Below are 13,821 nucleotides of genomic sequence, written 5' to 3' on the forward strand. Positions count from 1 at the left end.
GAGTATTAGCCTCCCAGCTTACTTTTGTCGCGCACAGCACCTTTATCAGCACTGGTTGCCAGTAAGGCATAAGCACGTAGCGCATAAGAAACCTGACGTTCGCGTGCTTTCGGTGTCCATGCCGCATCACCGCGCGCCAATTCTGCTTCACGGCGTGCAGCCAGTTCAGCATCACTGACGTCCAGCTTCATAGCGCGGTTGGGAATATCAATATCAATGATGTCGCCATCTTGCACCAAAGCAATCAACCCACCGCTGGCGGCTTCCGGCGAAGCATGACCGATGGATAAACCTGAAGTCCCGCCCGAGAAACGGCCATCGGTTAGCAACGCACAGCTTTTGCCTAATCCCATCGATTTCAGGTAAGTGGTTGGATACAACATTTCCTGCATCCCTGGCCCACCTTTCGGCCCTTCGTAACGGATAACCACCACATCACCCGCAACCACTTTGCCACCCAAAATAGCGGCAACAGCATCATCCTGACTCTCATAGACTTTGGCTGGGCCACGGAAGGTTAAGCTGTCTTTATCCACACCTGCGGTTTTGACGATTGAACCATTCTCTGAAAGATTGCCGTACAACACCGCCAAACCACCGTCCTGGCTGTAAGCATGTTCACGAGTACGAATACAGCCCTCTTGGCGGTCGGTATCCAATGAGGGGAAGCGGCAATCCTGTGAGAAGGCTTTCGTGGTACGGATACCAGCCGGGCCTGCGGAGTACATCTGCTTGACCCCTTCATCTTTGGTCAGCATCACATCATAGGCTTCCAGCGTTTGTGGCAGGTTCAGACCCAATACGTTTTTCACTTCGCGATTCAGCAAGCCAGCGCGGTCCAACTCACCCAAAATCCCCACCACACCACCGGCGCGGTGCACATCTTCCATATGGTATTTCTGCGTACTTGGTGCCACTTTGCACAAATGTGGCACTTTACGCGACAGACGATCGATATCGCTGATATCGAAATCAATATCCCCTTCCTGCGCTGCCGCCAACAAATGCAGCACGGTATTGGTGGAACCGCCCATGGCGATATCCAGCGTCATGGCATTTTCAAACGCCGCTTTGTTGGCAATACTACGCGGCAAGGCGCTGATATCATCTTGTTCGTAATAGCGCTTAGTCAGTTCAACAATGTGTTTGCCCGCATCGAGGAACAGCTGCTTACGATCAGCATGGGTTGCCAGCAATGAACCATTACCCGGCAACGCCAGTCCCAGCGCCTCATTCAGGCAGTTCATCGAGTTGGCGGTAAACATCCCGGAACAGGAACCGCAGGTTGGGCAAGCGGAGCGCTCAATCTGCTCGCTGTCGGCATCGCTGACATTCGGGTTTGCGCCCTGAATCATGGCATCGACCAGATCCAGCTTGATAATTTTATCGGATAACTTGGTTTTACCGGCTTCCATCGGGCCGCCAGAAACAAAGATCACCGGAATATTCAGGCGCAGAGACGCCATCAGCATCCCTGGGGTAATTTTGTCGCAGTTAGAGATACATACCATGGCATCCGCACAGTGGGCGTTAACCATGTATTCAACGGAGTCAGCAATCAATTCACGTGAAGGCAATGAATAGAGCATCCCGCCGTGGCCCATCGCGATCCCATCATCCACCGCAATAGTATTGAACTCTTTAGCCACACCGCCAGACGCTTCAATTTGCTCCGCTACCAGCTTTCCTAAGTCGCGCAAATGAACGTGGCCCGGTACAAACTGGGTAAATGAGTTAACTACTGCAATAATCGGTTTGCCGAAGTCATCATCGGTCATACCGGTTGCGCGCCACAATGCGCGGGCGCCAGCCATATTGCGACCATGGGTGGTGGTATGGGAACGGTACTTAGGCATTGTTTCTTCACTCCAGATTTTTGTATTGCAAATCAATTTGTTGTTGCAGATATAACCTGTTGCAGGTGGCGAACGAACCACCTGCTGATCCTGTCTGTCAGTGTTTATTTATTATTGATTGATCGGATCCAGCCAGCCCCATTTGTCCTCGGTTTCACCGGTGAACAGGCCAAAGAACGCTTGCTGAATTTTGGCCGTGATCGGGCCACGTTTACCAATACCCACCTGAATACCATCCACGCTACGCACTGGGGTGATTTCTGCCGCAGTACCCGACATAAATACTTCATCCGCCAGATAGAGAGATTCACGCGACAACACTTGCTCACGCACTTCTAACCCCATATCTTTCGCCAGTTTGATAATGGCATCACGGGTAATGCCCGGCAAAGCAGAAGAGGTAAACGGAGGCGTAAACAGAATGCCATCTTTTACTTCGAACAGGTTTTCACCCGCGCCTTCAGACAGGAAGCCATGGATATCCAGCGCAATCCCTTCCTGATAGCCGTGACGACGTGCTTCACTACCCACCAGCAAGGAAGACAGATAGTTACCGCCCGCTTTAGCAGCAGTTGGGATAGTATTAGGTGCCACACGGTTCCATGAAGAAACCATCGCATCAATACCTTGCTCCAGCGCTTCGGCACCCAGATAAGCACCCCACGGGAAAGCAGCAATAATCACGTCAGTTTTATAGCCATCTGGCGGGTTCACACCCATGCCGACATCACCGATAAATACCAACGGACGAATATAGGCGCTGGTCAGATTGTTTTTACGCAGTGTTGCGCGGCAAGCCTCCATTAGCTCATCAACGGACTGAGAAACTGGCATACGGTAAATTTTGGCTGAGTCATGCAGACGCTGCATGTGTTCGCGGTGACGGAAAACTACCGGCCCTTTGTGAGATTCGTAGCAACGGACACCTTCGAAGACTGACGTGCCGTAGTGTAACGCGTGAGACATCACGTGAACTTTCGCCTCTGCCCACGGAACCATTTCACCGTTAAACCAAATAAAATCAGCTTTCTTCGTCATTCTTTTCTTTCCTTGTGGCGCATCAGGCGCGTATCTGTAATGTATTAGGTTGTAGGATCTCGACGCAGGCGACATCCATAAGTTTACTCAACTGAGAAGACAGTAAATCGACAGGTCGCCCGCTGGCAACGGTCAATTCAATATTAATATTCTCAGCATTAATCATTGGTGACATATTCATAGCACAAACTTGAAAACCGCGGTGCCGCACAACCCGCAATACACGCTCTAACATCTCAGGGCGGAAGCGGGCTTGGATAGAGATTTGATGTTGCATCATGAAATTTTCTCCAGCATGGTTTCATTACCTGCGCCTGGCGGCACTAACGGCCAAACGTTTTCGAGTTCGTCGATGGAAACCTGGAGCAGATAAGGGCCTTCGCTATTAAACAGCGCATCCAGAGCGGCATCGACTTGGTCTTTACGGGTGATACGTTGGCCGGGGATATTGAAAGCACTGGCCAGTGTGATGAAATCGGGGTTATCAGAAAGATTGGTTTCGCTATATCGTCCATCAAAAAACAGTTGTTGCCACTGTCGAACCATCCCCAATCGCTGGTTATCCAACAACACGATTTTCAGCGGCAACTGTTTTCGTTTTATCGTGCCCAGTTCCTGAACATTCATCATAAACGAGCCGTCACCAGAGACACAGATAACCATATCATCTGGGCGGGCCATTTGTGCGCCTACAGCAGCGGGTACGCCAAAGCCCATGGTGCCCAAACCACTTGAAGTGATGAAATTCTCAGGGCGGGTAAAGTTCATATGCTGCGCCGTCCACATCTGATGCTGTCCCACGTCGGTGGTGACTACCGCCTGTGGTGCTTTGCGATCAGAAATCTGCTTAAGCAATAACGGGGCATAAATCGCCTGACCGGGATGGTCATAACGCCAGCTATGCTGTTGTTTTAAGGCCATAACCTCATCACGCCACGGCTGAATATTCAGCGGTTGTTGCAAAGCAGGCAGCAACACTTTCAAATTCCCTTGCAACGCAACATGCACCTGACGCAATTTACCCAGTTCAGCCGGGTCGATATCCATATGGATAACTTTGGCTTTCGCGGCGAATGTATTCAGCTTGCCAGTGACGCGATCATCAAAACGCGCGCCGATGGCTATCAATAAATCACAATCTTGCACCGCAAAGTTCGCCGCTTTGGTGCCGTGCATCCCCAACATTCCCAAATAACAGGGGTGATCAGTATCTGGTGCACCCAAACCTTTCAGGGTAGCCACTGCAGGAATACCGGTCACATCGATAAACTCGCGTAAAGCCGGAACTGCCTGCGCCATACCCACACCACCACCGACATACAACATCGGTTTTTGAGCCATCGCCAGCATGTCTCGGGCTTGTTGTAACTCAGCAGCGGAATCCACCAAATGCTCTTCAACTGGCATCAAATGCGGGGTTAATTCCCCGACAGCCAATTGAATATCTTTTGGAATATCGATTAACACAGGCCCAGGGCGACCGCTGGTGGCGATAGCAAAAGCCTCCGCCATAATGCCCGGTAACGCATCTAATGATTCAACCAGAAAACTGTGTTTAGTACAGGCCAGGGAGAGGCCCAAGACATCAATTTCTTGAAAAGCATCGGTGCCGATTAACGCGGAGCCGACCTGACCGGTGATGGCGATAACCGGTACAGAATCAAGCAAAGCATCAGCCAAACCAGTGATCAGATTCGTGGCTCCGGGGCCGGAAGTGGCAATACACACCCCAACTTTACCGGTTGCCCGCGCATAACCAATAGCGGCAATGGCAGCGCCCTGCTCATGGCGGCAGAGCAGATGCTCGACACCACCATCGTACAAAGCATCATAGACGGGCATAATCGCTCCACCCGGATAGCCGAATACCGTATCAACACCCTGCGCACGCAACGCTTGAACCACCCACTGAGCACCATTCATAGTTATTTCCCCGACCTTTTGCGGGAGGCACAGGATTTTATTCTGTTGTGCATTTTATGTTCCTCGCGTCTTTTAACGTACCAATAAAAAAACCCCCGGACCTTTCGGTGCGGGGGTTCTCTTGAGATTAAGGCTTGATTTTTATGCCTTTCTTCGTCCAAGTGCAGCCCCGCACGGTGGGATAATAATCACCACCACGCTAATTAGGACTAGGTTAATCACTTGGACAATCGCTTTCATAATTAGGTTGTTCATCTATCTAGTGTCGAACGAATGCCTACAGAGTTATCACAGTTATTACTTACATGACAATATTTATTTAAATTATTATTTTTTGAGAGAGGATAGAAAACACAATAAATATATTATTTATCAATCAGTAAAACCCGCATCGACGCTTTGCTCTTTTTTCTGCGCGCTACACCGCAATTTTTAATTTTGATACTTCCATTGCAACGAAATCTCGCGTGCGTTTTCGCAAATCAATCCTTTTACTCGGCATTGAAATAAATCCTCGGGCACTCTGTCGTAACATCCAACACCCGGAAAACATAACAGCAAAGGAATGCGACATGTCACTGGCAACAATTCACACCCGCGCCACATTAGGCATCCAAGCCCCCTCAGTTACGGTTGAAGTTCATATCAGCAATGGGCTACCGGGGCTAGTTTTGGTGGGGCTACCGGAAACAACGGTAAAAGAGGCTCGTGACAGAGTCCGCAGCGCATTAATCAACAGCGGCTTCACCTTTCCGGCTAAACGGATCACCGTCAGTCTGGCACCGGCAGACTTACCCAAAGAAGGGGGCCGTTACGATCTCCCTATCGCTTTGGCAATATTGGCCGCGTCAGAACAGATTCCAGCGGATAAATTAGCGCACTATGAGTTCTTAGGTGAACTCGCCTTATCAGGGGCGCTAAGGCGCGTTAGCGGTGCAATTCCGGCCGCGCTCGCCAGCAGTCAGGCCCAGCGCCAGTTAATTTTGCCCTCAGAGAACAGTCTTGAAATTGGGTTAATTGCACAAGGCAACAGTAGAGTTGCCAATCATTTGTTGGCAGTGTGTAGTTTTTTACAAGGCGAAAATACACTCACATATGGTCAACAATTTGAAATTAATGGAGATTGCAACAACAGCCTCGACCTGCAAGATATCATCGGTCAATCACAAGCCAAACGAGCGCTGGAGATAGCCGCAGCCGGTGGGCATAACCTGCTGCTACTGGGGCCGCCGGGTACGGGGAAAACCATGCTGGCAAATCGGTTAACCGGCTTACTACCACCATTGACCGATCAAGAAGCACTTGAGGCTGCGGCCATTAATGGCTTGTCACACAGTAATGAATTACCAGCCCAATGGCGCTGTCGGGCTTTTCGCGCCCCCCATCACAGTGCATCAATGGCCGCTCTCATTGGCGGAGGTTCCATTCCTCGCCCCGGTGAGATATCACTGGCACATAATGGCGTTCTTTTTCTGGACGAACTGCCGGAGTTTGAGCGTCGGGTATTGGATTCATTGCGTGAGCCATTGGAATCGGGGGAAATTATCATTTCCCGATCGGCTGCCAAAGTCTGTTTCCCTGCCAGAGTGCAGTTAATTGCCGCAATGAACCCTAGCCCCAGCGGCCATTATCAAGGCATCCATAATCGAGCACCACCACAACAAGTGTTGCGCTATCTGGCAAAGTTGTCTGGCCCGTTTTTGGACCGATTTGACTTATCGATAGAAGTGCCATTACTCCCCGCAGGTATGCTGGGAACACAAAAACATCAGGGAGAAAATAGCAAAACTGTCAGGCAACGGGTGTTGCAAGCCAGAGAAAGACAATTGGAGAGAGCCGGGAAGATAAACACGCAACTTAGCAGCCAAGAGATAGCTGAATATTGTCATTTAACCCCTGAAAATGCAGTTTTTCTTGAACAGGTTCTACTGAAACTTGGGCTATCAGTGCGCGCATGGCACCATATTTTAAAAGTGGCAAGAACCATTGCGGATCTAGCTTTGGAAGATAATATTCAAAAAAATCATCTTTCAGAAGCGCTGAGCTATCGTTGTATGGATCGCTTGCTTTCGCAGTTGCACAAAAGCCTAATGTAAAAAAGGGAACGAAAGTCCCCTTTTTAACCACGATGCTTATACCCAATGTCATTGAAGCCGCAAGCCAGTAATTTCAGCGCCCTGCGGCTCTAAGAACAGCGGTACTAGTCATCACTATCGGTGTAATCTTCTACTGCGTCCATCTGTGGCTTGCCGCCAGATAGCGTATGGAAACGTTTAGGTCGACGAGTCCGGGTCACATATTTGGACCAGACTTTTTCCTCAGCGCTGACTGGCTCACGCTCGCCGCGGCAAACAGCAACAAACAGCTGTTCTTCTTCTGTTACTGGCTCGCGTTTCCCGAGATCGAGTTCGTTGAAAGCATAACCGTGGCGCTCTAGTAATTGCGCCTCTTTAATGGTGAAATCGCCGTGACGCGAGAACCCGCGAGGATAATGTTTATTATCAAAAAAACGATTGGTCGTGATGAAGCTATCCGCCATCTGACACGCTCCTAATTCTCTCATGGTCGTGCTGTTTATGGCGCGGAGTATTAGATAGGCTTGACATCGTGTAAAACAAAACATTTAAATCTTAACGACAAAAAAAATTGGAGATGGGTGTGGATACCGAATTACTGAAAACCTTTTTGGAGGTCAGTAGAACTCGCCACTTTGGTCGCGCAGCTGAATCTTTGTACTTAACGCAGTCGGCGGTGAGTTTTCGTATCCGTCAGTTGGAAAATCAATTAGGTGCAAATTTATTCACTCGCCATCGCAATAATATTCGACTGACTCCGGCAGGTGAACGATTAGTCCCTTACGCTGAAACGCTGATGAGTACCTGGCAGTTAGCCAAAAAGGAGGTTGTACATTCGCTGCAACACACCGAACTGTCTATTGGTGCAACCGCTTCACTTTGGGAGGCTTACCTCACCCCGTGGTTGCAACAATTATATAAACAACGAGAAGCATTACGCCTTGAAGCACGTATTGCACTACGGCAATCACTGGTGAAACAGTTGCACGAACGGCAACTGGATTTATTGATAACGACCGAACCGCCTAAAATGGATGAGTTGGCCAGTTTACTGTTAGGGCATTTTTCATTGCGTCTGTTCTCCTCAGTTCCCTTTGAACTATCGGAAAAAACTGACGATGAAACCGAGCATAAAAATGCAAATGAAGCTCCCTATATCAAACTTGAATGGGGGGCGGACTTCCATCAACAAGAAAGCCGTTTACTCAATAGCGATCAGATGCCGGTGCTGACCACGACGTCAGCCCATTTAACCCGGCAGCTGTTGGACACCACCGGCGGTTGTGCTTTTCTGCCAGAACATTGGCAAAAAGAGTATCCAGCACTGATCGTCAATGCAGATATCCCGCCTATCGTGCGGCCACTGTATGCCGTTTGGTTGCAAAACAGTGACCAGCAAACATTAATTCGACAGTTATTAAAAACGCCTATGAATAACGCCGCCCAAAGCGCTATACGGGATTAAGTGGGGGTGACTGAGGGCGAGCACGGCGATTTAAATAAAAAGCACTCATCGCCTTCTGAATGGCAATAAAGCTAAATAACAGAATCCCGATGACAATCTTGGTCCACCATGAACTAAGCGTGCCATCAAAAGTGATATAACTCTGTATCAGGCCTTGAATCAGGACACCGAACAAAGTGCCGAAAACCGTACCAATGCCGCCGGTGAGCAGTGTGCCACCAATCACGACAGCAGCTATGGCATCCAACTCCACACCACTGGCAGCCAATGCATAACCCGCGGAGGTGTAGAGGGAGAACACAATCCCTGACAGAGCAGCCAGAGTGCTCGATAACATATATATTTTTATTGTCGTTTGTCTGACAGGAACCCCCATCAGAGCCGCTGAAACACTGTTACCCCCAATAGCGTAAACGTTATGACCAAAGCGGGTACGATGGGCCAGCAAAATACCAAACGCCACAACCAATAGCATAATCAAGGCAAGCAGTGTAAATCGTCCACCACCGGGAACTTTCCAGGCATAATTCGCCAACGTGCTATAAATCGGGTGATCAATGGGAATTGACTCTTCAGACACAATAAAGCTCATGCCTCGGACAAAAAACATCCCAGCAAGAGTGATGATAAATGCGGGGAGTTTCAGAGAATCAATAATCCACCCCATGAACGCTCCAAACATCCCCCCCATAACTAAAACAATGGCGAAAGCATACATTGGGTGAATGCCATAAGTGCCGATTAGTTTTGCCAATAGCACGCCAGTAAATGCAATAACTGAACCGACAGATAAATCAATGCCGCCGGACAAAATAACAAAGGTCATGCCCACAGCAACAATGCCTAAAAAGGCGTTATCAGTCAGTAAGTCACACCAAACACGGGTAGAGGAAAAGCTGGGAAATTGACTCAGACAGAAGGCATACCCCAGAATAAAAACGGCGATAGTAATCAGCAAAGGAATATTGCGCTTTAACATTATTTTCGCCTCCGGAAGATATGGCTCAATGAGATCATCGGTGACTGCACCACCAATACGGCTAACACCACAATGGCTTTAAGAACCAGATTGAATTCCGGTTGATAACCTGACAGCAAAATCCCAGTATTCATACCTTGAATAATCAAAGCACCAATCACTGAAAGCAAAAGATTAAAGCGCCCGCCCATCAAGGATGCACCGCCAATAACCACCGCCAAAATAGCATCCAACTCCAACCATAAACCGGCATTATTAGCATCTGCACCCCTGATATCGGCAGTCACAATAATGCCCGCAACCGCGGCACAGATACCGCAAATCACATATACCGAAATCAGCACCAAACGTGTACTGACTCCGGCATTACGCGCTGAACGCAAGTTGATACCGACAGACTCAATAAACAACCCCAGTGCCGTTTTGCGCGTCAATAGCCACACAATAATCAGCATGCTAAATGCGATGACCACAGACATTGGCATATACAGCAAGGTGCTGCTGCCTAACTCTGCCAACCCACCGCTATCAAATGTAACAATCTGGCCTTCGGTAATAAGTTGGGCGATTCCACGCCCTGCAACCATTAACATCAAGGTGGCGACAATCGGTTGAATTTGTAACACCGCCACTAAAAATCCGTTCCATAACCCACACAGCGCGCCAACGGCGAGTGCGGCAATTAACACAGTAAAGAAAGGATGACCAGCGCTGGTAAGTGTCGCAGCGGTGGCACCGGCAATAGCCATCACCGCTCCAACTGATAAATCGATACCTCCGGTTGCGATCACTAACGTCATTCCCAGTGCCAATAACGCAACAGGTGCACCCCGGTTTAAGATATCAATCACACTGCCAAACAGCCGTCCATCCTGGATATGAATTGAGAAAAAGTGTGGAGCTACCAAACTATCAATCAATAAAATAACTATCAGAGCACCAAACTGCGTGGCACCTTTCGGCAAGACCCATTTAACTTTGCGCGGCCTTTGCGACATAGATAGGCTCCTGTTTCCCATGAGGTAACTCCTTATTGCACCGCGATCGCCTGCATGATGGCAGGAACAGAAATCTCATCGTGACCGAGTTGTGCAATATGGCGACGATCCCGCAAAACAATGACGCGATCGGCGTAACCTGCCAATTCCTCTAATTCGGAAGAGATAATTAATAGCGCCAGCCCCTCATCACACAGCTTTTCAATTAAGCGGATAATCTCTGCATGCGCTCCCACATCAATGCCCCGGGTCGGTTCATCTAAAATCAGAAAGCGAGGTTTTGTGGCCAACCAGCGGGCTAATAATACTTTTTGCTGGTTTCCACCAGAGAGATATTGAATTTGCTGCTCAGGGCCTGGAGTGCGGATACCTAATTGCTGGATAAAATCCTCCGCAATTTGAGTTTGTTCACGTATAGAAATTGGCCTCAACCACCCGCGCTGGGCCTGTAGAGCCAAAATAATATTTTCTCGTACCGTCGCAGCCCCCACAATACCGTCAGTTTTACGATCTTCCGGGCAATAACCAAAACCATATTTCGACGCTTTTCGTGGCGTTCTAATCTTAACCGGCTTGCCCTGAATTTTGGCTTCTCCAGTATCAGGTGTGGTGACACCGAAAATTAACTGTGCAGTTTCCGTGCGACCCGAGCCTAATAGCCCGGCCAGACCGACTATTTCCCCAGGAGAAACTGATAAATCGAAGTTCTCCACGACACCTCGCCGACTATAGTTTTTGAATTCAACTAATGGGTTACTTACTGCAATATTATGTTCACCACGTTTTAATAATTGTTCGTCAAAGCTATGGCCTAGCATCATCTGAACCAATTCAATGCGAGGAAGTTCTGTAGTGTTTTTTGTACCGACGAGTTTGCCATTACGCAAAACAGTAATACGGTCACTGATCCGATAGACTTGATCGAGGAAGTGAGTCACAAAAACCATACCAATGCCTTGATCACGCAGCTGTCGCAAAATATCCAATAACATACTGACTTCTTTAGCATCCAAACTTGCTGTCGGCTCATCCAGAATCAATACCTTAGCGGAGAGATCAACTGCCCGAGCAATCGCGACAATCTGTTGTATTGCAATCGAGAAATCAGCCAAAGGCCGCTGGACGTCCAGCTCCAGACCATAGCCTTTCAGTAATTTTGTTGCTTGTTGATTCATCGTGCGATGATCAATTAATCCCCAACGCAATGGTTCACGGCCAATAAATAGATTTGCTGCAATAGAGATATTGGGGAGTAAATTGACCTCTTGATAAACTGTACCAATACCCATTTTTTGGGCATCTGCTGTATCAATAGGACAAATGGCTACACCATCTAAATAGACTTCGCCGGCGGCCCGCTTATAGACCCCGGTTAATGCTTTAATTAACGTCGATTTTCCTGCGCCATTCTCGCCCAGTAAAGCTACAACCTCACCGCGCTGCAAAGAGAAATCCACAGAATCCAATGCCTTAACACCAGGAAATTCAACTGACAAGCCACGGACTTCTAGCAGTGTTTCCATCAGATGTACCCACGTTCAAAAACGACTCAGATATTGCCCAAATACAGGTGACGAAAGCAGGCGGGACAAGTCCCGCCTTTTATAATCAATAACCCAGGCTCTTCTTGGATTCATATTCCTGTTTAGCCGTATCTGGCTGTAATAGGCGTGATTCTGTCTGGATAAACTTAGGCGGCTGAGTGCCGTCTTTCTTCAATGCGATTAATGCATCAAAAGCGGGGCCGGCCATATTTGGTGTTAATTCAACGGTAGCATTCGCTTCACCACTACTCATTGCTTTGAAGATATCTGGCACACCATCGATAGAAACAATTTTGATTTCGGAACCAGGTTTCAAACCCGCTTCTTTAATGGCTTGAATGGCACCAATCGCCATATCATCGTTATGTGCATAAACGGCACAGATATTTTTGCCGTTCTGCTCTGCTTTGATAAAGCTCTCCATAACTTCTTTGCCTTTACTGCGTGTAAAATCCCCTGATTGAGAGCGAATTATTTTTACGTTAGGCGCAGAGGCAATTCCATCAGCAAAACCTTTTTTGCGGTTAATTGCCACACTGGAGCCAACAGTGCCTTGGAGTTCAACCACATTACAGGGTTTGCCTGCCACATCTTTCAACAGCCATTCACCTGCCACTTTACCTTCATATACGCTGTCCGAAGCTACCGCCGCTGTATATAAAGAGGGGTCATTCACCTCAATCATACGATCAAGCAGGAATACCGGGATTTTGGCTTCTTTTGCTTCCTGTAACACTGGCGTCCAACCCGTTGCCACCACAGGAGCAATAAAAATGGCATCAACACCCTGAGCAATAAATGATCTGACTGCTTTGATTTGGTTTTCTTGTTTTTGCTGAGCATCCGCGATTTTTAATGTTATTCCACGTTTCTCCGCTTCTTGTTTAGAAACCTTAGTCTCCGCAGAGCGCCAGCCGGACTCTGAACCAATTTGAGAAAAACCCACGACTAACGGAGCTGCTTGGGCTGAACTGCACATTGCTGCGGTCACAGCAGCTGCTAACAGTAAACGTCTGTACATATTTATCTCCTCACTTGCCATCGTCGAGCCGCTGACTCATTACCATTCCAAAGAACAGTGAATATGATCATTCAGAACATTGATTGCGCTGAATTTCGGCCAATTTGCAGATAATGTTATTCTCAAAATACATAATGTTTTTTAAGGTGAGCTTCCTGATAGATAAAATGTTAATTAGTTTTAGTACATTTTGTGAAAGTAATAATGAGCAGCGTCACACCATAGAATAACAATCATTTTGTACATAAATTCAGCTGAATAGGCATAGATTGGGAACGTTACCTTTCTATAGGGCAGCAGGATTTTAATAAAAAATATGACTAATAAGAGTGATTAGTGAAGTAATGGCAATTGGTGAGTTGGCAGGATAAATGGAGATTTCTGATGTGAAATTCAAATAGATGTTAGCTAAAACGGGGGATAATACGTAAAGAGAGCCAGATAATATGTATAAAAATCGAACTAAACGGTTATTTTCGATATAAAAAAACCCCTCGCTTTCGCGAAGGGTTATTTATATGGCAGGGGCGGAGAGACTCGAACTCGCGACACCCGGTTTTGGAGACCGGTGCTCTACCAACTGAGCTACGCCCCTAAATAACGCTTAACATTATGCCTGCTAAAATAAGCAGGCATAATTTAAATAAGTGGCGGAACGGACGGGGCTCGAACCCGCGACCCCCTGCGTGACAGGCAGGTATTCTAACCAACTGAACTACCGCTCCACCGATTCTTTTACGTGTATCTTCCTGATACCCATCCTTTACAGGACCAGCTTTCCTAGGCTGTGCAAAACCGCTCATCGCGATTTTGTCAGTCACCAGATGTCATTCTGATAACTCGTGTTTGATGCCTGGCAGTGTCCTACTCTCGCATGGGGAGACCCCACACTACCATCGGCGCTACGGCGTTTCACTTCTGA

At 48.0% G+C, this 13,821-nt stretch carries 12 protein-coding genes and 2 tRNA genes; 2 read left to right on the forward strand and 12 right to left on the reverse strand.

The genetic code is table 11. The features are described 5' to 3' along the window. Positions 1-5 precede the first annotated feature (5 nt). The 5 genes from ilvD to ilvL all read right to left on the reverse strand — a co-directional run bounded on the left by ilvD (position 6) and on the right by ilvL (position 5,057). Positions 6-1,856, reverse strand: a complete 1,851-nt coding sequence (ilvD, locus tag FTB31_RS02000; protein WP_005176087.1) for a dihydroxy-acid dehydratase — start codon at positions 1,854-1,856, stop codon at positions 6-8. Positions 1,857-1,967: 111 nt separating this feature from the next. Further along, positions 1,968-2,894 carry a branched-chain amino acid transaminase gene (locus tag FTB31_RS02005; RefSeq protein ID WP_046695585.1) on the reverse strand — a complete coding sequence of 309 codons (927 nt, stop codon included), beginning with the start codon at positions 2,892-2,894 and terminating at the stop codon, positions 1,968-1,970. A 22-nt stretch (positions 2,895-2,916) separates the two neighbouring features. Further along, complete coding sequence (gene ilvM, locus FTB31_RS02010; protein WP_050076813.1) at positions 2,917-3,174, reverse strand: acetolactate synthase 2 small subunit; 258 nt, start codon at positions 3,172-3,174, stop codon at positions 2,917-2,919. Further along, complete coding sequence (gene ilvG, locus FTB31_RS02015; protein ID WP_077175549.1) at positions 3,171-4,817, reverse strand: acetolactate synthase 2 catalytic subunit; 1,647 nt, start codon at positions 4,815-4,817, stop codon at positions 3,171-3,173. The genes ilvM and ilvG overlap by 4 nt, the downstream gene beginning before the upstream one ends. 141 nt (positions 4,818-4,958) lie before the next feature. Then, a complete protein-coding gene (ilvL, locus tag FTB31_RS02020) occupies positions 4,959-5,057 on the reverse strand; it encodes an ilv operon leader peptide (RefSeq protein WP_071822504.1) in 99 nt (32 codons plus the stop codon). A 332-nt stretch (positions 5,058-5,389) separates the two neighbouring features. Between ilvL and FTB31_RS02025 the strand changes: the two genes are divergently transcribed. Next, a complete protein-coding gene (locus FTB31_RS02025; protein WP_227731055.1) occupies positions 5,390-6,913 on the forward strand; it encodes a YifB family Mg chelatase-like AAA ATPase in 1,524 nt (507 codons plus the stop codon). Positions 6,914-7,017: 104 nt separating this feature from the next. Here the strand turns inward: FTB31_RS02025 and FTB31_RS02030 are convergent, their stop codons facing one another. Beyond that, positions 7,018-7,356: a DUF413 domain-containing protein gene (locus FTB31_RS02030; protein ID WP_005162718.1), complete on the reverse strand. Its 339-nt coding sequence runs from the start codon at positions 7,354-7,356 to the stop codon at positions 7,018-7,020. A 119-nt stretch (positions 7,357-7,475) separates the two neighbouring features. Between FTB31_RS02030 and hdfR the strand changes: the two genes are divergently transcribed. Continuing rightward, on the forward strand, positions 7,476-8,357 hold the full coding sequence (hdfR, locus tag FTB31_RS02035) for an HTH-type transcriptional regulator HdfR (protein ID WP_050076980.1): 882 nt from the start codon (positions 7,476-7,478) through the stop codon (positions 8,355-8,357). Here the strand turns inward: hdfR and yjfF are convergent. The 6 genes from yjfF to FTB31_RS02065 all read right to left on the reverse strand — a co-directional run bounded on the left by yjfF (position 8,344) and on the right by FTB31_RS02065 (position 13,624). Next, positions 8,344-9,336: a galactofuranose ABC transporter, permease protein YjfF gene (gene yjfF / locus FTB31_RS02040; RefSeq protein ID WP_050076810.1), complete on the reverse strand. Its 993-nt coding sequence runs from the start codon at positions 9,334-9,336 to the stop codon at positions 8,344-8,346. The genes hdfR and yjfF overlap by 14 nt on opposite strands. Beyond that, the gene (ytfT, locus tag FTB31_RS02045; RefSeq protein ID WP_072081768.1) at positions 9,336-10,355 is read right to left on the reverse strand and encodes a galactofuranose ABC transporter, ATP-binding protein YtfT; all 1,020 of its coding nucleotides are present in this window, start codon (positions 10,353-10,355) and stop codon (positions 9,336-9,338) included. Before ytfT ends, yjfF begins: the two co-directional genes overlap by 1 nt. 11 nt (positions 10,356-10,366) lie before the next feature. After that, positions 10,367-11,857, reverse strand: coding sequence for a galactofuranose ABC transporter, ATP-binding protein YtfR (gene ytfR / locus FTB31_RS02050; protein ID WP_050076808.1), 1,491 nt, complete (start codon positions 11,855-11,857; stop codon positions 10,367-10,369). A gap of 85 nt (positions 11,858-11,942) precedes the next feature. After that, positions 11,943-12,899 carry a galactofuranose ABC transporter, galactofuranose-binding protein YtfQ gene (gene ytfQ, locus FTB31_RS02055; protein ID WP_050076807.1) on the reverse strand — a complete coding sequence of 319 codons (957 nt, stop codon included), beginning with the start codon at positions 12,897-12,899 and terminating at the stop codon, positions 11,943-11,945. Positions 12,900-13,418: 519 nt separating this feature from the next. Next, positions 13,419-13,494, reverse strand: a tRNA-Trp gene (locus tag FTB31_RS02060). Between the two features lie 53 nt (positions 13,495-13,547). Continuing rightward, positions 13,548-13,624, reverse strand: a tRNA-Asp gene (locus tag FTB31_RS02065). Between the last annotated feature and the right edge of the window lie 197 nt (positions 13,625-13,821).

Source organism: Yersinia proxima (assembly GCF_902170785.1).
Lineage (GTDB): Bacteria > Pseudomonadota > Gammaproteobacteria > Enterobacterales > Enterobacteriaceae > Yersinia > Yersinia proxima.